This window comes from Rheinheimera nanhaiensis E407-8 (assembly GCF_000296695.1).
Classification (GTDB): domain Bacteria; phylum Pseudomonadota; class Gammaproteobacteria; order Enterobacterales; family Alteromonadaceae; genus Alishewanella; species Alishewanella nanhaiensis.
Genome location: NZ_BAFK01000010.1, coordinates 128,768 through 147,303 on the forward strand (window position 1 = coordinate 128,768; position 18,536 = coordinate 147,303).

The 18,536-nt window shown below is 49.6% G+C and carries 14 protein-coding genes and 2 tRNA genes; 11 read left to right on the forward strand and 5 right to left on the reverse strand.

All coding sequences use genetic code 11. The features are described 5' to 3' along the window. The first annotated feature begins 111 nt into the window (after positions 1-111). The gene (locus RNAN_RS10245) at positions 112-2,550 is read left to right on the forward strand and encodes a TonB-dependent receptor domain-containing protein (RefSeq protein WP_008221461.1); all 2,439 of its coding nucleotides are present in this window, start codon (positions 112-114) and stop codon (positions 2,548-2,550) included. A 50-nt stretch (positions 2,551-2,600) separates the two neighbouring features. Here the strand turns inward: RNAN_RS10245 and RNAN_RS10250 are convergent, their stop codons facing one another. After that, entirely contained in the window at positions 2,601-4,067 is a 1,467-nt protein-coding gene (locus RNAN_RS10250) for a protein adenylyltransferase SelO (RefSeq protein WP_008221463.1), read from the reverse strand. A gap of 236 nt (positions 4,068-4,303) precedes the next feature. Between RNAN_RS10250 and RNAN_RS10255 the strand changes: the two genes are divergently transcribed. Together RNAN_RS10255 and RNAN_RS18700 are read left to right on the forward strand one after the other, a co-directional pair. Then, on the forward strand, positions 4,304-5,404 hold the full coding sequence (locus tag RNAN_RS10255) for a sugar ABC transporter substrate-binding protein (RefSeq protein WP_040551983.1): 1,101 nt from the start codon (positions 4,304-4,306) through the stop codon (positions 5,402-5,404). Further along, positions 5,401-7,317 (forward strand): sensor histidine kinase, encoded by a 1,917-nt coding sequence (locus RNAN_RS18700; RefSeq protein WP_008221466.1) that lies wholly within the window; start codon positions 5,401-5,403, stop codon positions 7,315-7,317. The genes RNAN_RS10255 and RNAN_RS18700 overlap by 4 nt, the downstream gene beginning before the upstream one ends. 202 nt (positions 7,318-7,519) lie before the next feature. On the opposite strand, the gene RNAN_RS10265 is transcribed toward RNAN_RS18700, so the two are convergent. Together RNAN_RS10265 and RNAN_RS10270 are read right to left on the reverse strand one after the other, a co-directional pair. Beyond that, a tRNA-Met gene (locus tag RNAN_RS10265) sits at positions 7,520-7,596 on the reverse strand. A gap of 53 nt (positions 7,597-7,649) precedes the next feature. Then, a tRNA-Met gene (locus tag RNAN_RS10270) sits at positions 7,650-7,726 on the reverse strand. Between the two features lie 203 nt (positions 7,727-7,929). On the opposite strand from RNAN_RS10270, the gene rlmKL reads away from it, so the two are divergent. The 5 genes from rlmKL (at position 7,930) to rmf (ending at position 14,438) form a co-directional block, all read left to right on the forward strand. Then, positions 7,930-10,044: a bifunctional 23S rRNA (guanine(2069)-N(7))-methyltransferase RlmK/23S rRNA (guanine(2445)-N(2))-methyltransferase RlmL gene (gene rlmKL, locus RNAN_RS10275; protein WP_008221468.1), complete on the forward strand. Its 2,115-nt coding sequence runs from the start codon at positions 7,930-7,932 to the stop codon at positions 10,042-10,044. Between the two features lies 1 nt (position 10,045). Further along, a complete protein-coding gene (locus RNAN_RS10280; RefSeq protein ID WP_008221469.1) occupies positions 10,046-10,282 on the forward strand; it encodes a glutaredoxin family protein in 237 nt (78 codons plus the stop codon). Beyond that, positions 10,282-12,180 (forward strand): ATP-binding cassette ATPase Uup, encoded by a 1,899-nt coding sequence (gene uup, locus RNAN_RS10285; RefSeq protein WP_008221471.1) that lies wholly within the window; start codon positions 10,282-10,284, stop codon positions 12,178-12,180. The genes RNAN_RS10280 and uup overlap by 1 nt, the downstream gene beginning before the upstream one ends. 26 nt (positions 12,181-12,206) lie before the next feature. Beyond that, positions 12,207-13,985 (forward strand): DUF3466 family protein, encoded by a 1,779-nt coding sequence (locus tag RNAN_RS10290; protein ID WP_008221473.1) that lies wholly within the window; start codon positions 12,207-12,209, stop codon positions 13,983-13,985. 270 nt (positions 13,986-14,255) lie between these two features. After that, on the forward strand, positions 14,256-14,438 hold the full coding sequence (gene rmf / locus RNAN_RS18935) for a ribosome modulation factor (protein WP_008221477.1): 183 nt from the start codon (positions 14,256-14,258) through the stop codon (positions 14,436-14,438). A gap of 83 nt (positions 14,439-14,521) precedes the next feature. Here the strand turns inward: rmf and fabA are convergent, their stop codons facing one another. Then, positions 14,522-15,034 (reverse strand): bifunctional 3-hydroxydecanoyl-ACP dehydratase/trans-2-decenoyl-ACP isomerase, encoded by a 513-nt coding sequence (gene fabA, locus RNAN_RS10295; RefSeq protein WP_008221479.1) that lies wholly within the window; start codon positions 15,032-15,034, stop codon positions 14,522-14,524. 143 nt (positions 15,035-15,177) lie between these two features. On the opposite strand from fabA, the gene RNAN_RS10300 reads away from it, so the two are divergent. The 3 genes from RNAN_RS10300 to RNAN_RS10310 all read left to right on the forward strand — a co-directional run bounded on the left by RNAN_RS10300 (position 15,178) and on the right by RNAN_RS10310 (position 17,161). Then, positions 15,178-15,435: a hypothetical protein gene (locus RNAN_RS10300; protein ID WP_008221481.1), complete on the forward strand. Its 258-nt coding sequence runs from the start codon at positions 15,178-15,180 to the stop codon at positions 15,433-15,435. A gap of 78 nt (positions 15,436-15,513) precedes the next feature. Beyond that, the gene (locus RNAN_RS10305; RefSeq protein ID WP_008221484.1) at positions 15,514-16,371 is read left to right on the forward strand and encodes a 6-carboxytetrahydropterin synthase; all 858 of its coding nucleotides are present in this window, start codon (positions 15,514-15,516) and stop codon (positions 16,369-16,371) included. After that, complete coding sequence (locus tag RNAN_RS10310) at positions 16,334-17,161, forward strand: M23 family metallopeptidase (protein WP_008221486.1); 828 nt, start codon at positions 16,334-16,336, stop codon at positions 17,159-17,161. Before RNAN_RS10305 ends, RNAN_RS10310 begins: the two co-directional genes overlap by 38 nt. A gap of 19 nt (positions 17,162-17,180) precedes the next feature. Here the strand turns inward: RNAN_RS10310 and RNAN_RS10315 are convergent. Then, positions 17,181-18,536: M61 family metallopeptidase (locus RNAN_RS10315; protein WP_040551984.1), on the reverse strand; the 1,356-nt coding region annotated here is incomplete at its 5' end.

The window sequence follows — 18,536 nt, forward strand, 5'->3', positions numbered from 1 at the left end:
TGAGCGCGTGACCGGATGCTTTTTTCTGGTCGCTACGCTTAAACGATTAAGTTTTAGTAAAAATGAGCTATCCGGCACAAGAGATAGCACAATCAACACGGGAGCTAGACGATGAAACAACAAGCTATAAAACCGGCCTATCTGGCGCTGGCAGTAAGCCTGGCCCTTGGCAGTATAAACGCCCAAGCACAACAATCTGAACCGGCCGCACAGGGCCATACTGACGATGCAACACAAGCAGAGGCAAAGGCGCCTGCAGGCCTTGGCTTTGAGCGTATTGTGGTGACCGGCGCTGTATCGCGTAACCAAACAGTGATGCAATCGAGTGTGTCAGTCAGTAGCCTGACACCCGCAGATATTGAAGTGAGCACGCCACGTAGTACCGCCGAGATTTTCCGCATGCTGCCCGGCGTGCGCAGTGAATCTACCGGCGGTGAAGGTAATGCCAATATTGCCGTGCGCGGTTTACCGGTAGCCTCCGGCGGCGCTAAGTTTTTAGCTCTGCAGGAAGATGGCCTGCCTGTGTTGCAGTTTGGCGATATCGCCTTTGGTAATGCCGATATCTTTTTACGCGCAGATGCCACCTTGTCACGTTTAGATGTGATCCGCGGTGGTTCAGCCAGTACCGCAGCCAGTAACTCGCCGGGTGGCATTATTAACTTTGTCAGCAAAACCGGTGATGTTGAAGGCGGCAGCTTAGCCTTTACCTCAGGTTTAAATTACGACAGCTTTCGCACCGATTTTGAATACGGCGGCGATATTAACAGCGATATGCGCTTTCACTTCGGCGGCTTTGTCCGTCAGGGCGAGGGCGTAAGGGACCCTGGTTATCAGGGTGAGACCGGCTATCAGTTAAAGGCGAATCTGACCCGTGAATTTAACAGCGGCTATGTACGTTTATATGTAAAGCATCTGAATGACAAAGCCGCCAGCTATATGCCAATGCCAATGCGGGCAGACGGCAGCTCGGTTGAAGGCTTTGATGCTCAGCGTGATACGCTGCAGTCGGTGTATTTAACCCAAACGGTGCGGTTAAACGGTAGCAACCAGATATCCCGCGGCGATGTGCGCGATGGCATGAACCCACAAGTGAATAGCATTGGTGCTGAGGCGGTATTTGATTTGCCGGAAGGCTGGACATTAGAAAACCGGTTTCGCATCAGTGATGTGAGTGGCAATTTTATTACCCTGTTCCCGGCAGAAGTAGGCGATACCCAGCAGATTGCCGACAGTATCGCTGGCAGCGGTGCTACGGTAAGTTATGCAGTTGGGCCAAATGCAGGTAGCGCTTATGACGGCGCTAATGCCATGCGCATTCACACCTTTGATGTTGAGATCAATGACTTTGGTTCTATCGTCAATGACTTAAAATTATCCCGCCGTTTTGGCGAGGTTGATGTTAATCTGGGTTACTACATTGCTGATCAGAACATCAGTATGTCCTGGTTATGGAACAGCTATTTAATGGCACTTAAAGGTGATAACGCTGAGTTGCTTAATGTGACTGCTGCTGATGGCACGGCGTTTTCTGAGCAGGGGTTATTAGCCTACGGCGTACCATTGTGGGGCAATTTGCAGCGAAATTATGACACCCGCTATAGCATTAAAGCACCTTATGCGGGTGTAAGTTGGGCATATGATAAATTATCGCTGGACGCCAGCGTACGTCGCGACAATGGCAATGCAACCGGCACTTATGCTGGCCCGGTGCAAAGTGCCCGTGATATGAATGGCGACGGTATTATCAGCCAGGTAGAGCAAAGTGTATCGGCTATCGATTTAGCCAACCCAAACCTGGTGAACTACAGCTGGGGTTATAACTCTTATTCTGTCGGTGCCAATTACCAGTTTGATACTGATTGGGCGCTATTTGCCCGTATTAGCAAGGGCGGTCGCGCCAATGCTGACAGGCTACTGTTTGGCAAAGTGAATGCCGATGGCAGCGTGGCAAAACAAGATGCGGTAGATGAAGTAACCCAATACGAAGTTGGTAGCAAAAGCCGTCATGGCAATTTAAACCTGTTTGCTACCGCGTTTTTTGCAGAAACCGAAGAGCAAAACTTTGAAGCCACCAGCCAGCGTTTCTTTGACCGGGTGTACAAAGCGCAGGGGCTTGAGCTGGAGAGCAGCTATCGGATAGGTGATCTGGAACTGCGTGGTTCGGTAACCTTAACCGATGCCGAAATCAGCAAAGACGCGTTAAGCCCGGAACTGGAAGGCAACACACCTCGCCGTCAGGCCGATGTGCTTTACAGTTTAATGGCTCGCTACTATCTGGATAAAGCGCAGCTGGGCTTAAGCGTTATCGGCACCAGTGATGCGTATGCGCAGGATAATAACGATCTGAAGTTCAGCGGTTATGCACAGGTAAATGCGTTTGCAAGTTACGAGTTAGCCGAGAATTTACAGTTATCTTTCAACATCAACAACCTGTTCGATGAGGTCGGCTTAACAGAAGCCGAAGAGGGCTCCGTGCCGGCAAATGGTATCATCCGCGCTCGCACCATCAATGGTCGCACCGCTTCAGTGGGTTTACGTTATCAGTTCTAACTGGTCAGACTGTCTGACAAATAGAACCCCGCATAAGCGGGGTTTTGTTTTTAGGTGCCGCAAAAGGTATTACTGATGCACTGCTGCGGTGTTGGTGGGTGCCCAAGCTCTTCGTCCTGCTCACTCAACATAAAAGGAGTTTTAAGGGCGTTATGCAGGCGGTTAAACAGCGTTAAATCACCGTCGCTTGTCGCAAACTCAATGGCTTTGGCTATCTGATGATTACGCGGAATCAGCGCCGGGTTTACCGCATCCATTGAAGACTGTAGATCTGCAGAGGTTAAACCTTGCTCGGCTAAGCGCTGCTGCCAGCGACCGGCCCATTGTTGCCAGGCGGTTTGGTCATTGAATAGTGTTGCGGCGCCTTGATTAATATCTGCAACAGATTGGCTTAACAAACGAAATGCCAGGGTAAAGTCGGCACTGTTTTTTACCATTAAGTTCAGATAATCGCGGATCAACGGCTCGTCGGCTGCAGTTGCCTCACTGATACCAAGCTTTTTGCCTATAAGCGCACGAAATTCAGTTTCATTTATAAGGTTAAACTGTTGCAGCGCCTTTGTTGCCAAGGCAACGGCTTGCTCGGTGTTATCGCTTATCAGCGGCAGTAAGGTTTCGGCAAAGCGAGCCAAATTCCAACTTGCCATTTTCGGCTGGTTGCCCCAGGCATAGCGGCCGTTGCGATCAATAAAACTGTATACCTGTGCCGGGTTAAAGCTATCCATAAAAGCACAGGGGCCGTAATCGATAGTTTCGCCGCTAATGCTCATATTGTCGGTGTTCATTACGCCATGAATAAAACCCAGGCTCATCCATTGGGCAATCAGCACTGCTTGAGCACTAATAACGGCTTCAAGCAATGCCAGATAGGGGTTGGCACTATTAGCGCAGCCCGGATAATGACGCTGTATTACATAATCGGCAAAGGTTGTTAGCTGCGCCGTATCCCCCTGTGCTGCCAGATACTGAAAGCTGCCAATGCGGATATGGCTTTTTGCCACGCGGCACAAAATAGCACCGGGTTCAGCGGTTTCCCGTTGCACCCAGTCACCGGTTAATACGGCGGCCAGGGCGCGTGTTGTTGGTACACCCAGCGCGTGCATGGCTTCACTGACCAGATACTCTCTAAGCACAGGGCCAAGCGGCGAGCGGCCATCGCCACGGCGGGAAAACGGTGTTTGCCCGGCCCCTTTAAGCTGCAGATCAAATAGCTGACCACTTTCATCTTCAAGCTCTGCCAACAGCAAGGCGCGGCCGTCGCCTAATTGCGGCACAAAATGGCCAAATTGATGGCCGGCATAGGCATGTGCCACAGGCTTAGTCCAGTCGGGCAGGTTATTGCCGCTGAATAATCCAACACCTGTATCGGTACCCCAAAAAGCCTGTGGCAGTCGCAGTTGTGCAGCCAGCTCAGGGTTAAACGCCAGCCACTGTGGTGCCGCTACGGCGGTTGGCTGACAAGGCAGCGAAAAAGGTGAGCCCAAAGCAGCAAGCGTATGGTGTACAGCAAATGGCATATCAGCATATTCCGTGTGTTATTCGGCTTCAGTGTACCCATAGAGACGGTTTGCTACCAGAGCAGCTTGTTATGATGCGGCAACTGATGACGTAATTTGTTGATTACACTATAGTGTAATCAACACCATGCTGTTTTAGCTTTTAGCCGGAGCTGTCATTGCGCGCTATTTTATTTTGTTGCATCTTACTGATATCAGCTGGAGCGACTGCGGCCACCCAGCTGAATGTCTGGCACATGTTAAAAGAAATGGACAACGATTTTAGCCTGTTGGCAACGCAATTTTCCGCACAGCATGCTGAGATCGACGTTTCAGTGCAGCTGCTGCCCAATGAAGAGCTAAAGGCTGCGGTTATACGTGCTAAAGATCAAGCCGTTGCTCCTGACATTATTATTATCTCATCAGATAATCTGGGTTATGCGCCGCTGATGCACTTATCTGAAGTGCCGGCAGGGTTGCTGGACGCCCAATTGGCTGAACCAACCTTACACGCTTTGCAATTTAGGCAAAAAACCTATGCCATCCCGTTATTTGCAGGTAATCACTTATTGTTTTTATACAACAAACAGTGGGTTAAACAGCCGGTAACGCAATGGCAGCAGCTGTTTGAGGCTCACAGCCATTTGGCGGCAAAGGGCGTTAGTACGCTGGCGCTAAATTATCTGGAGCCATATTGGTTCGCGTTGTTTGCCGATTTATTCGGCGCCAGTTTAGTGCAAGATGACCAAGTTGCACTGAACAATGGTTCAATGGCTCAGGCACTGGAGTTTTATCAACAACTGGTTACTTCCGGAGTGGCGCAGGCTGACTGCGGTTATCAATGTGTTTCCGAAGCGTTTTATCAGGGGCAGTATGCTTATGCTATCAACGGGACCTGGGCGCTGGCAGACGCTAAAGCCCGTTTGGGTGACAACCTTGGCGTAGCCATTTTTCCAACCTGGCAAGACCATAGCATAAAGCCGCATGCATCCTATATAGTGATGATATTTCCGCATAAGGCGCTAGAGGGGCCTAAGGCCGGGCAAATAAAGGAGTTTGTTAAGTATTTTAGTCTGCCAGAAAACCTGCAGCGTCTTGCCGCCAAACATTATCTTATACCTTACTACCAGCTGGCGGATGAGGTAGTGCCCGTGACAGATCCGCTGTATCAACAAGTTTTGGCACAACATCAACTGAGCCAGTTAATGCCGGCGACTGAGGCAATGGTGTCGGTATGGAATGCCATGCAAAAAGGCTTACTGCTGCACAAGGCGGGGACCTTAACGGCAACAGAGGCCGCTGCTTTTATGCAAAAGGTGGCCTTACGTGATCAGCAGTTACTGGCGGCCGGCAAATGAGTAAAGCACGGTTCTCCTTTAAACAGTTGCTGATTACCCAGTTTGTGCTTGGCGCTATGATCCCTACCTTGTTACTGAGCAGCTTACTGATCGCGGCTTTTCGCGATATTCAAACTGAAGAGCAAATTGAAAAGCAAGCAGCGCAAACGCAAAGTGCCGTCTTGCAACTGGAATTTGAGTTAGAAAAACTCTCGTTACAGCTACAACAATTGGCAAAAGACTCTAATGTGGCATTGGCGGCCAGTTCCGGGGTGTTTGCACCGGATGCACGAAACAACATGCTTAGTGTGGCCCAGCAACATCCGCTAGCCAGTGGGCTATTACTGTTGGATAGCAAATATTGGGTCGCTGAGGCAATACCCATCAGTGCCATGGTGCTGCCTATTTCGCCGCTGCAGCCAGAGTTGACAAAGTTATACCAGGCCGATTATACCGCCGTAAATACTACGGTTTTACTGGAGGCTGACCAGTTCAGCGAACTGTTACTACCTGCGCCAAACCGGCCCGGATCCTCACATTGGCTGGTGATGTTTTTGCCATTAAAGTTAGCGGATTCAACCGGTATAGATCCGCGCAGTAAACTCAGCGGCGCCCTGGTGGCGCTGATTTCAGCAGAACAGTTAAACACCAGATTACAGCAATATTTACCCCATGCCCGGCTATTGAATATCTATTGGCAGCAGCAAGCGCTATTGCCTGATGTTGCGCCGTTGGATGACAGTGTGGTTACCCGTACCTCGTTAACCGTACCCGCCACTGATCTCAGCCTTAGCGTGGTTGTTGCGTCCAGCCGGCAACAGGCACTGCAACCCATAACGGAGCTGACGTATCGTTTTGTCCAGATCACCTTATTGTTTCTGGTGATCTTACTCGTTACCGGGTGGCTGTTTGTGCGCCGTGAAATACGCCCCTTGGCACAGCTGAGTGATCTTGTTGCCGGTTACGCCAAAGGCGAGTTAACACAGCCGGTGCAACATTTTCCCTATATAGAATTTGACAGTATCGCATCTGTGCTACAAAACATGGCACAAACACTTAGCGAACATCAACATTCGCTTGAAGCCAAAGTGACGCAGCGTACGGCAGAATTACAACGTGCTGTCGCTGACCTTCATCAAACAAATACAACACTTATCAAAACACAACAACAGCTGATCGAAGCTGAAAAATCATCGCAAATCGGTATTTTAGTCGCGGGAATAGCGCGTGAGATTACTGCACCGGTGAGCAGCAGTATGCGGGCAGTAAGCGCGCTGGACACGCAGCATACACAGATTATTGCTGCGGTAAGACAAAGTACGCTAAAGCGCTCTGAGTTAGAGCAATACCTGCGTTTCACTGCCGATGCGATTGAGCAACTCGGACTGCAGTTAAAACGTGCCCAAGAGTTGCTACAAAGCTTTAACGCCATGGCCGTTGACCAATCCCGTGAGCAAAAGCGTAATTTTAACTTGTATGATTATCTGCATGATGTGGTGCTTAACTTGCGCTACGAATTAGGCCAATATCAGGTTAAAACCGACATCATTGGCGATAAAGTGATGGTTGTCCAAAGCTATCCGGGGAGTTTTAGCCGCATCCTGACCAATTTAATCCTTAACTCGCTTGAGCATGGTTTTGACCGGCAGCAAAAGCATCATATCAGTATCAGTTACCAGCTGCTGGAAAATGGCCTGTTGGAACTTCGTTATCAGGATGACGGCGCTGGTATGCCAGCCGAGGTAATGCAGCGCATGTACGAGCCATTTTTTACCACTGCGCAGCAAGAAGGGGGCAGTGGTTTGGGGTTAAGTATTGTGCATAGCCTGGTAACGCAGCAGCTAAAAGGCACGATAAATTGCAATAGCACCCCCGGTAACGGCTGTACTTTTATTTTCACCTTGCCAGTTAGAGTGGTGATTAAACCGCGATAGGTGAGTTCAATCTTTCAGGCACAAGTGTGAAGAGCGAACCGACGACCTGCGGGTTGTTGAGTTTCAGGCACAAAAAAACCGACTTATAAGTCGGCTTTTAAGTTGGTTGCGGGAGCCCTGATCTTTGTGAAGAGCGAACCGACGACCTTCGGTTTGTCGATTTTCAGACACAAAAAAACCAGCACTTGGCTGGTTAAGATGTTGGTTGCGGGAGCCGGATTTGAACCGACGACCTTCGGGTTATGAGCCCGACGAGCTACCAGGCTGCTCCATCCCGCGTCCGTAAATTATCCCTGAGCAGTAGAGATAACTATTTAATTTGCAATGAAAGTTGGTTGCGGGAGCCGGATTTGAACCGACGACCTTCGGGTTATGAGCCCGACGAGCTACCAGGCTGCTCCATCCCGCGTCCGTCATTGCGGGGCGCATCTTAGTGTTTTTACCAAGGCCTTGCAAGCGCTTAATGGCTTTTATTTTGCATCACAGGATTAACTGCCGCTTTCTTATACAAGCTGCGGCTAAAAGCAGCAATTTAGCGCAGTAGAAAAAGCCACCCGGCTAAAGCACTGTTTCTGCTATACTGTGCGCCATTTTTGTTTCGGGTATATAGCAATGCTGCAATTCTGGGCGTTAACGTCTAAAGGGGTAGAAGAGTTACTGGCGGATGAAGTTCGTCAGTACGGCGGTGAAGTATTAAAAGTGACCATGGGTGTGGTGCGTTTTAATGCTGATTTACGCACTGCCTACCAGTTGTGTTTATGGTCGCGCCTGGCGACACGTGTGCTTCGGCTGATCCAGTCTGAGCCGGTAACGGCCGACAGCGACTTGTATCAGGTAGCGCAGAAAATTGACTGGCTGCAGCATATGGCGCTTAGAAACACTCTGGCTGTAGAGTGTGTCGGCAAACATCCGAAAATAGACAATACCCAGTTTGGTGCCATTCGCTTAAAAGATGCGATAGTCGACCAGTTTCGTGAAGAAACCGGCAACAGGCCTGACGTAGATCGGCTAAACCCGGATGTACGCTTTCAGGTGCGGTTAGATAAAACCCATTTTCACTTTTTACAGGATTTCTCTGGCCCGTCGCTGCACCAGCGTGGCTACCGCGCCGGACAGGGTGATGCGCCATTAAAAGAGCACTTGGCTGCAGCCTTAATTAAACGTTCAGGCTGGACGCCAGAGCAGTCGTTTTTTGATCCTTTTTGCGGCAGCGGTACCTTAGTTATTGAGGCGGCGCTGATAGCGCTTAACCGCGCGCCGGGTTTAACGCGGGAGAAGTTCGCTTTTGAAAGCTGGCCAGGTCATCGCGATGTGGTATGGCAGCAGCTACGCACTGAGGCTAAAGCGGCGGCAAAGCCTGTGGCCAAACAGGTGCAATTCTGGGGCTCGGATGTTGATGAGCGCAGTTTAACCAAAGCACGGCATAATGCGCAGCAGGCCGGCATGAGTGCTATGGTGCAGTTTAGCCAGGCTGATGCGACAGCATTAAGCGCTGCGGTGTCGGCCGAGCCGGGCGTAATTGTGACCAACCCGCCGTATGGTGAGCGTTTGGGCGATTTACCCTCGTTAATTCCGCTTTACAGCAAGTTTTCTCTGGCATTAAAGCAACATTATCAGGGCTGGCGTTTAGCCATTATTACCTCTAACAGCGATTTGCTGCGTGCGCTACGTTTATCGAAAAGCAAAAGCTATAAATTTACTAATGGCCCACTCGATTGTGACTTTACTCTGTTTGATCTGACCGAAAAGCAGGTTGCGGTTAGCTCTGACGCGCCAGCGCTGTTTTTCAGTGAAAGCAGCTCTTTTGGCAACCGACTTGCTAAAAACCTGAAGCAACTGCAAAAATGGGCAAAAAAAGAAGGCCTTAGTTGTTACCGGCTGTATGACGCTGATATTCCTGAGTATAACGTGGCAGTAGACTGGTATGACGGTGAAGTGGTGGTGCACGAGTACGCCGCACCCGGTACCGTTGATGAGCAGGTATCACAAAAACGCTTGTTTGATGTGGTAAATCAGGTACCGCAGGTACTGGGTATCAGCTCAGATAACATGATTTTAAAGGTGCGTGAGAAGCAAAAGGGCACCTCGCAGTATCAGGCGCTGAATAAAGCCGGCCAGTACAAAGAGGTGACGGAATACGGCGCTAAGTTTCTGGTAAACCTGCGTGATTATTTAGATACCGGTTTGTTTTTAGATCACCGTATTACCCGGCGTATGATCCAGCAACAGGCTAAAGGCAAAACTGTACTTAACCTGTTTGCCTACACCGGCAGTGCCTCGGTGCATGCCGCTATTGGTGGCGCGGCCAGTGTGACCACGGTAGATATGTCCAATACTTATCTCGACTGGGCCAAACGTAATTTTGCGATTAATGGCTTAACCGGTAAGCAATATCAGTTTGAACAAGCTGATTGTCTGCAGTGGTTAAGCCGCTGCCGTAACCAGTTTGAGTTGATTTTTGTTGACCCACCAACCTTTTCTAATTCAAAACGGATGCAGGATAGCTGGGATGTGCAGCGTGATCATGTGAAACTCCTTAATCTGCTGACACCGCGGTTGACACCTGGCGGCAAGGTGATTTTCTCCAACAACAAACGTCGCTTTAAAATTGATAGTCAGGCGCTTTCTGACGCCGGCTGGCAGGTAAAAGATATCTCGGCAGCGACACTGCCGGAAGATTTCAAGCGTAATGTACATATTCACGTGTGTTTTGAGCTAACACGCTAATATGTCGCGGCAACTGATTTTATACAGCACCTGGGGCTGCCACTTATGTGAGCAAGCAGAGCAGCTGTTACAACAGGTTGTGCCCGATATCGCATACGAGGTTATCGATATCGTCGATGATGCAGCAGCGTTTGCGCGTTATCGCGTAGCTATTCCGGTATTGCGCGTTGGCGATAAAGAATTAGGCTGGCCCTTTAATGCGGCGCAGTTGGCAACATGGCTTAAGGATATAAAGTAGTGGAGTTATTACGTTTTCAGCAGGCGTGTTTGGCCTTTGGTACCCACCCGATTTTAGATCATGTCGATTTTAGTTTATTCAGTGGCGAACGGGTCTGTCTGGTTGGCCGTAATGGCGCCGGCAAATCGTCATTATTGAAATTGCTGACCGGTCAGCAAAATTTAGACGATGGTCAAATCGTCGTTAATACCGGCGTGGTGATAAGCCGGCTGGAGCAAGATCCACCAGCCAAAATGGACGTTAAAATTGCCGACTTTATTCGCGAAGGCGCCGGTGATCTCGCTGCCAAGCTGCAGCAGTTCTATACCCTGTCGGAAAATTTAGACGGTGCCACGGATGCCGATTACCGCTTGTTTGAGCAGCTGCAGGCTGAAATGGATACCCGCGATGGTTGGGGATTAGAGGCTCGCGTGGCCGATTTATGCCAGCAGTTTGAGATGAACCCTGATGCCAGTTTAGCCACCTTATCAGGCGGTTGGCTGCGTAAAGCGGCTTTAGCCAGGGCGCTTATCGCCAAACCGGATATTTTGTTACTGGATGAGCCCACTAACCATTTAGACGTGGCCGCCATTCAGTGGCTGGAGCAGTTTTTACTGAATTTCTCCGGTGCCATTATTTTTATCTCGCATGACCGCGCTTTTATCCGCGCGCTGGCCAGCCGCATTATCGACTTAGACCGCGGCCAATTAACCTCGCACCCGGGTAATTATCAGGAATATCTGGATCGCAAACAGAAAATGTTGGAAGACGAGCAGCAGCATAATGCGCTGTTTGATAAAAAGTTAGCCGAAGAAGAAGTGTGGATCCGCCAGGGCATTAAAGCGCGCCGAACCCGCAACGAAGGCCGGGTGAGGGCACTTAAAGCATTGCGCCGTGAGCGCGCCGAACGGGTAGAAACCCTGGGTAAGGTTGACTTTAACATCGAGCAGGCAGACCGCTCAGGCAAGCTGGTGTTTGAGACCAAAGCCATTAGCTGTGCCTTCAACGGTAAAACCATTATCGATAAGCTGGATCTGTTAGTTATGCGCGGAGACCGTGTAGCGCTGGTAGGGCCAAACGGTGTCGGTAAATCTACACTGATTAAGTTGTTACTGGGTGATTACCAGCAGGATAGCGGCGAGATTAAACGCGGCACCAATATTGAAGTGGCCTATTTTGATCAGCACCGGATGGCGCTGGATTTAGAGGCCACGGTGCAGGATAACGTGGCTGAAGGTAAGCAGGAAATTAGCCAAAATGGTAAAACCCGCCATGTACTGAGTTACCTGCAGGATTTTTTATTTCCGCCGGCACGGGCTCGTACTCCGGTAAAAGCTTTATCCGGCGGGGAGAAAAACCGCCTGCTGTTGGCCAAACTGTTTGCCAAGCCCAGCAATCTGCTAATACTGGATGAGCCCACCAACGATCTTGATGTCGAAACGCTGGAGCTGCTCGAGGATATACTGCAGCAATATCAGGGCACCGTACTGCTGGTAAGCCACGACCGTGAGTTTGTCAATAACACTGTAACCAGCTCACTGTTATTTGCCGGTGAGGGGCGTATTGTCGAGATTGCCGGTGGTTATGATGATGTTATTGCTTACCAGCAACGGCAGCAAACACCGGCGCCGGTACAAAAAGTGACAAAAAACAGCACTGCCGTAGCAGAACAAACACCGGTGCAGGCTTCTGTTAGTAGCACGAAGAAGCTATCATACAAAGAAAAACGTGAACTGGAGCTGTTACCGGCACAAATTGAGCAGCTGGAAAGTGAGCTTGAAGCGTTACAGCTGAAAGTTAATGATGCCGAGTTTTTCAAGCAAAGCAGCGAACAAACCCAAAGCACGTTGAACCTATTGCAACAGACCGAGTCGAAGTTGGCGCAAGCATACGCGCGCTGGGAAGAATTAGACGCATAAGAAAGAAGTAAATTTAGGGGCTTAGAATGAAGTTATCTCGCATCAGTCTGGCGATTTTGCCGCTGTTAAGTTTGTGTTCGGTACAGGCGGCCGTGTATAGCGTCGAAGAGATTGGTGAAGTTGAACAGGTGAAGTCCACCTATGCTGCGGCGTTAAATGATAATGGCGATAGCGTATTTAATGGCGCAATCAGAAGTATTCAGCAAGATATTTTCGGCAACACTGAAATATTTCAGTATTTCAATTTTCCGATCCGGTTAGATCTGATTGATTTTGATGACGAGGCAGTACAAGCCTTGTTTACAGACGAGCAACTGGCAGATGTTACCAGTGGCACTATTACTAACGATATTATGCAAATTCTGTTGCAACGAAATCCCGCAGCACAGCCGATTGGTAATGCATTAAGCTATCTGCAGCAAGGCACATCAGTTGCAATTAACCCGTTGTTGCGAGATACAAACATGAGCCGGGGAAACAGTGAATATTTGTATGATATCAACAATGCCGGCGTAGCCGTGGGTGTAGCGACGACCACGTTTGAACTGACCAGTTTTACTCCCGAGGCGACCACCGAGCAACCAGAGCCTGTGGCAACAGATTTTTGGGTGCCACAAGCTGGCTATCAGTTAGGTGTAGTGCTAAAAGATGGCATTAGCACACTGTTGCAACCGCCTTATCAAGAATTTGGCGGCGGTTTCTCGGGTGCGAATGGCGTAAGTGAAGATGGTCATATTGCCGGTTATGGCAGTATTGGCTTACCTGAAAGTGTGCAAACCAGTTTAACTACCGCTTGTGATGGTAAAAATCAGCCAATTGAGGTTTGCTTATACCGTAACACGGTCAGAAGTTCAGGCGCTAGCCTTTATCAGCAGCGGGCAATGCTGTGGCAATTACAGGACGACGGCTCTGCTGCTGAACCTCTGGTACTGGGTTTTTTGGGTGAGAAAAATACCGGCGAAACATACACCGACACTGCTGTAGCAATTAATTACGATAGCTATAACCAGGCCAATGCGGTTAATAGCAAAGGTATCGCCGTAGGTCATTCGATGTACAGTGATTCTGATCGTAAGTTCCGTTATCAGGCTGGTGTAGCTGAAGCGGCTTACCGTCAGGCTCATGCAACATTGTTTGTTGATGGTGAAACCTTACCTATGGTAGACCCGAATGAATGGTTTGTTATTACCAACGCCGCGGCGTTTCAGGTCGCTAGTAGCGCAGTAGATATTAACGAAAATGATGTAGCCGTTGGTTATGCCAGTAAAGTTATAAACGGTAATGTGCGAAGCAAGTTGTTTTATCACGACTACAACTCAGGCCAAACCCGTTTTGTTAATGGTTTTTTTGATAGCTCCAACACGATACCAAGTGCAATTAACGACAGTAATCAGATTGTAGGGCGGGCAGAGGTGATTATTGGCGGTACCACTACGCGTCGCTTGCATGGTTTTGTTTACGATATCGCCACTGAACAATTTACCGATTTGAACAGCCAGCTAAGCTGTGACTCGCCATATACCATTGTTGATGCGAAAGACATTAATAATAACGGTGGAATTCTCGCTACGGCCTTGGTGGAAAAAGAGCGTAAAGACTTACTGGGTAATGTCGTGCTGGACGAGCAGGGTAATCCGCAAATGGAAGAGGTTGCCATTACGGTAAAATTGCAGCCGGTTGCAAATGGCGAACCTGAAACCTGTGGTGGTGAGCAAACAGAGTATGAACGCAAAGGTGGTGCTGCTGGCGTTTTGTCATTGCTGTTTGGCGGTATCATACTGGGTTGGCGTCGCCGTAAGGCCTGAAATTAGATTTAAATATAAAGCTGCTGCGGCAGCTTTTTTATTACCTTCAGTTTGTTACGCACTGGCGCTATAAAAAAATATTTTTTAGTGTAATTAGATATAAATAATTTTGTCATCATAACTTAAACAACTTCAGCTTGTTAGCCGTTGTCAAGCGATTAATCTGCCAAAGTGCAATTGAACCTTTCGCCAGCGTCAACTATCAATAAAGAGTAACCGCACAGCGTGCTGCGGTTATTATTATCAGAACAAGTTGAGGAAGACTGCCGTATGAAAAGACAAAAACGTGATCGTCTGGAACGTGCTCATGCTCAAGGTTATCGCGCCGGTGTTACCGGGCGTTCAAAAGAAATCTGCCCTTATCAAAGTTTAGATACGCGCTCACAGTGGTTAGGAGGCTGGCGCGAGGCCATTGAAGACAGAAGTGTCGGCCTATTCAATAAAGGCCAGTAATAAAGGCCAGTAAGTTCGGCGATTAACAAAAAGCCCCGTTGAGATACGGGGCTTTGTTGTTTTTCAGGCTTAAGCAGTAGCGCTTAGAAGCTGGACGTATCCTGAAACAAGCCCACTTTTAAGTCGGTAGCGGCGTAAATGTCACGGCCATCCACACTGACCACGCCATCACCAATGCCCATAAACAGTTTGCGCTTGATTACCCGCTTCATATTAATGGTATAAGTGACTTTTTTTGCGGTAGGGAGTATTTGACCGGTAAATTTAACTTCACCGACGCCCAGCGCACGGCCTTTACCCGGGCCGCCAGACCAGCCTAAAAAGAAGCCGACCAGTTGCCACATGGCATCCAGGCCTAAACAGCCCGGCATAACAGGGTCACCTTTAAAGTGGCAGGCAAAAAACCACAGTTCAGGCGTAATATCCAGCTCGGCGATGATCTGGCCTTTACCATACAAGCCGCCCTCTTCAGAAATGTGGACGATACGGTCCATCATCAGCATATTGTCAGAGGGGAGCTGGCTGTTGCCGGGGCCAAATAGTTCGCCATTACCACAGGCAATTAAATCTTCTTTTGTAAAGCTATTCTTAGTCATGTATGTTTTATCCAGTAAAATTTGTCGGCCACTTTAGCGAACAGTTGTACGCCAGACAAGTCCGATTTGTAACAGTACCACCAATACGCACCAACCTCTGCCCTGGTTGAGTGTATGACCATTAGATGACCAAAGAGTGAAACATGACAAAGCCAACCACCAAGGCATTGAGTAACGCCGAAAAGCAACAGCGTTATCGGGAGCGGCAAAAGCAATCGGGCAAAAAAGAACTGCGCGGCTATCTGACGCCAGAAGCGCTGACTTGCTATAGCGAAATACAGCAAAAAACCGATTGGAACGACAGCACCTTGCTTAGCAATGCGATTCGGTTGATGTATGCGGCACATAAATGTGGCCAAATTGGCCTGTTAAATAGCTGGCTGACCGAACATAAGCGCTAAACATCGGTGTACAGCGGTGTTTTGCCCACGCTAACAGCGTTATAATGGCGCATCTGTTGTTGGCCATTGAGGCATCTGATGATTCTGTTTGTACGTGACCTGACGGTAATTGATTTCTCTTACCTGTGCCCTAAGCGCGGCATGCTGGGCGAGAGTTATATTGTGGATGTTGAGCTGCATGGCGGTTTGGATCAAACGTCAATGGTGCTGGATTTTAGCAAAGTTAAAAAAGTGATTAAGCAGGCCATCGATAACCTGGTCGATCATAAACTGGCGCTGCCTGCGGCCAACCCGGCGTTGCAGTTAAGTCAAACTGGCGACAGTAGCGTGCTGCGATTTGACAGCCTGCGCGGCGTGATAAAAATGGCCGCACCGCAGCAGGCCGTGGTCGCGATACCAACCGAGCAGATTAATGAGCACAGCGTCAGTGCCTTTTTGATTGAGCAAATTATGCCGCTGCTACCGGCTAACGTAAAACAGCTGAATTTGACGCTGCGACCCGAAGCCACAACAGGGTTTTATTACCATTACAGCCACGGCTTAAAAAAGCATGATGGTAATTGCCAGCGCATCGCGCATGGTCATCGTTCGACTATTCAAATCTATACCGATGGCATGTTAGCACCACGGCTGAACAAATACTGGTGTGAGCGCTGGCAAGATATCTACCTGGGGACAGCCGAAGATCAGGTGGCGCCGACTGAGCTTAAAGTTCTTATGGCCGAAGCCGGAGATTACTGCTTTGCTTATCAGGCGGCTCAGGGCTGGTTTGAGCTGACCATGCCACCAACGCACTGTGAAATAGTCCCCTGTGATACGACAGTTGAATGCCTGGCAGAATTTATTGCGATGAGCTTAAAACAACAGGATGCCAGCAAAAATTATAAGGTAGTTGCATATGAAGGTGTGGGTAAAGGCGCTATCGCTGCTTGTTAGCTTAAGCGCCAGTGTATCGGCATTTGACGATTTAACGCTGGAAGGCCAGTTTACGCAGGGTGGGCTTATCCGGGGCCAGTTACCCGGTGTGAGTAAAGCCTGGTTTAACGACACACCGCTGCCTGTGAGCGCCGATGGCCGTTTTGTCTTTGGCGTCGGCCGCGATGCACCGGCTAACCACGAGTTACATCTGGAGCGTGATGGAAAAAAGGTTACCAAATCCTTGCAGTTCAGTCCCCGCCAGTATGATATCCAGCGTGTTAACGGCGTGGCACAAAAGTATGTTACGCCACCGAGCGACGTCACAGAGCGGATCCGGCGCGATAACCAAAAGGTACGCATAGTCAGAACCACACAAAGTGCGCTGCCTTATATTTTTACCACACCGATTATGCCGGCAGCAGGCCGCATTTCCGGTGTTTACGGCAGCCAACGCATCTTTAATGGTGAGCCACGTAACCCGCATTATGGACTAGATGTGGCGGCGCCTACTGGCACCCCAGTAATAGCGCCGCTTAGCGGTACTGTGCTGTTAGCAGATGATTTGTACTATTCAGGCTTAACGTTAATTATCGACCATGGATTTGGTGTCAGCTCTACCTTTATGCACCTGGATAGCTTTACAGTGCAAGAGGGCGCCAAGGTAGTGCAGGGCGATCAAATAGGCACCATAGGTGCAACGGGCCGGGTAACCGGGCCGCACCTGGACTGGCGCATTAACTGGCAGCAGGAGCGGTTAGATCCTGCCTTACTGCCGGGGCTTGCTATTACACTGCCAAAGGCGAAGTAATCCGCGTGTGGCCAACAAATTAGGCGCTTTCGTCCAGCCAGGCTTTGCATAGCCGCTCGTCTTTCACCGTTAGTACCGCTACCTGCTGTGTGGCCGTATTTAGCGGCAGGCTGGCCATTAACAGCCGGTCTTTGCGATAAAAGTGGACTTGCAACTGGCTACCCAGGCTGTAACGGCTTAACAGCTTACTCAGGTTGTCGGCGCTAACTTTAATGCCATCAATCGCCAGCAACTGATCACCCGCCATCAAACCGGCGTTATGCGCATTGCCGCCCTGATACACCTGGCTAAGCTGCAGCAGGCCATTAACCACTTTAGTTTGAGCACCAATAAAGATGCTGTCATTGTGGCTGTTGCCGCCGTTGTCATCCATATGCTGCATCGGCCGGTAGACCAGTTCCAGCCCCAGCGCGGGCAGTGTCTGTTGCAGTGGCAAAGGTGCCGCCTGTGCAAGCCACTGCGTCAATACGGCCGCCAGTTCAGTAAAACCCAGCTGCGTTAAGCTAAGCGCAACTGCATTATCCGCTGTGCCGCTGCTCAGGTAGTGCTGCCACAACTGGCGTACCAGTTGCTGCAAACTGCTGCCGTTGGCGCGCAGTTGTGCTTCCAGACACAGCGCCAGTAGCGCACCTTTGACATAATAACTTACCACCGCATTGGGTGCATTTTCGTCCTGTTTGTAAAACTTGGTCCAGGCGGTAAAGCTGCTGTCTAACAGACTTTGTGCGCTATCACTGGGGTTACGGCTAACGCGGCTGATGGTTTTTTCCAGGCTGTTAATATAGCGCTCAGCGGGTATCAGCCCGGCTTTGACCAGGGCTAAATCATCAAAGTAAGAGGTAAAGCCCTCATACAGCCACAGCTGCGAGGTATATTGCTCGGCGCTTAATTGATAGGGATGAAAGCAGGCCGGCTTTAACCGTTTAACCCACCAGGTATGAAAATACTCGTGGCTACACAGTGCCAACAGGTTTTGATAGTTGTCGTCAATCTCTGTCGCGCCGGGGGCGGGTAAGTCAAAGCGGCTACAGAGCAGCAGGGTAGAGTCTTTATGCTCCAGCCCGCCATAACCATCTTCGGTCACCCAAAGTAAAAACCAGTATTGTTTAAGATCGTCTGGCAGCGCACCAAACACCGCCTTTTGCTGCTGACAAATGCTTGCTAAATCGTCGCTAAAACGGGCTAAATTAGTGCGGTTATCGCCGCTGACCACCAGATAATGCGGTACCTCATCAATAATAAACTGGCTAAGGCTAAAACGGCCGAGTAGCAGCGGGCTGTCGATAAGCTCGTCATAGTTGGCGGCCTGATAGCGGCCAAAACCCAGCGCTTTGGTGGCACTATGGCGGGCTAATGCCGTGGCTACCCCCCCGGC

Coding starts and splice junctions, on each gene's coding strand:
- RNAN_RS10310 (WP_008221486.1), top strand. CDS start 16,334: ATGAAGGTGTGGGTAAAGGCGCTATCGCTGCTTGTTAGCTTAAGCGCC.
- rlmKL (WP_008221468.1), top strand. CDS start 7,930: ATGCTGCAATTCTGGGCGTTAACGTCTAAAGGGGTAGAAGAGTTACTG.
- fabA (WP_008221479.1), bottom strand. CDS start 15,034: ATGACTAAGAATAGCTTTACAAAAGAAGATTTAATTGCCTGTGGTAAT.
- RNAN_RS18700 (WP_008221466.1), top strand. CDS start 5,401: ATGAGTAAAGCACGGTTCTCCTTTAAACAGTTGCTGATTACCCAGTTT.
- RNAN_RS10250 (WP_008221463.1), bottom strand. CDS start 4,067: ATGCCATTTGCTGTACACCATACGCTTGCTGCTTTGGGCTCACCTTTT.
- RNAN_RS10290 (WP_008221473.1), top strand. CDS start 12,207: ATGAAGTTATCTCGCATCAGTCTGGCGATTTTGCCGCTGTTAAGTTTG.
- rmf (WP_008221477.1), top strand. CDS start 14,256: ATGAAAAGACAAAAACGTGATCGTCTGGAACGTGCTCATGCTCAAGGT.
- RNAN_RS10280 (WP_008221469.1), top strand. CDS start 10,046: ATGTCGCGGCAACTGATTTTATACAGCACCTGGGGCTGCCACTTATGT.
- RNAN_RS10255 (WP_040551983.1), top strand. CDS start 4,304: ATGTTAAAAGAAATGGACAACGATTTTAGCCTGTTGGCAACGCAATTT.
- RNAN_RS10300 (WP_008221481.1), top strand. CDS start 15,178: ATGACAAAGCCAACCACCAAGGCATTGAGTAACGCCGAAAAGCAACAG.
- RNAN_RS10245 (WP_008221461.1), top strand. CDS start 112: ATGAAACAACAAGCTATAAAACCGGCCTATCTGGCGCTGGCAGTAAGC.
- RNAN_RS10305 (WP_008221484.1), top strand. CDS start 15,514: ATGATTCTGTTTGTACGTGACCTGACGGTAATTGATTTCTCTTACCTG.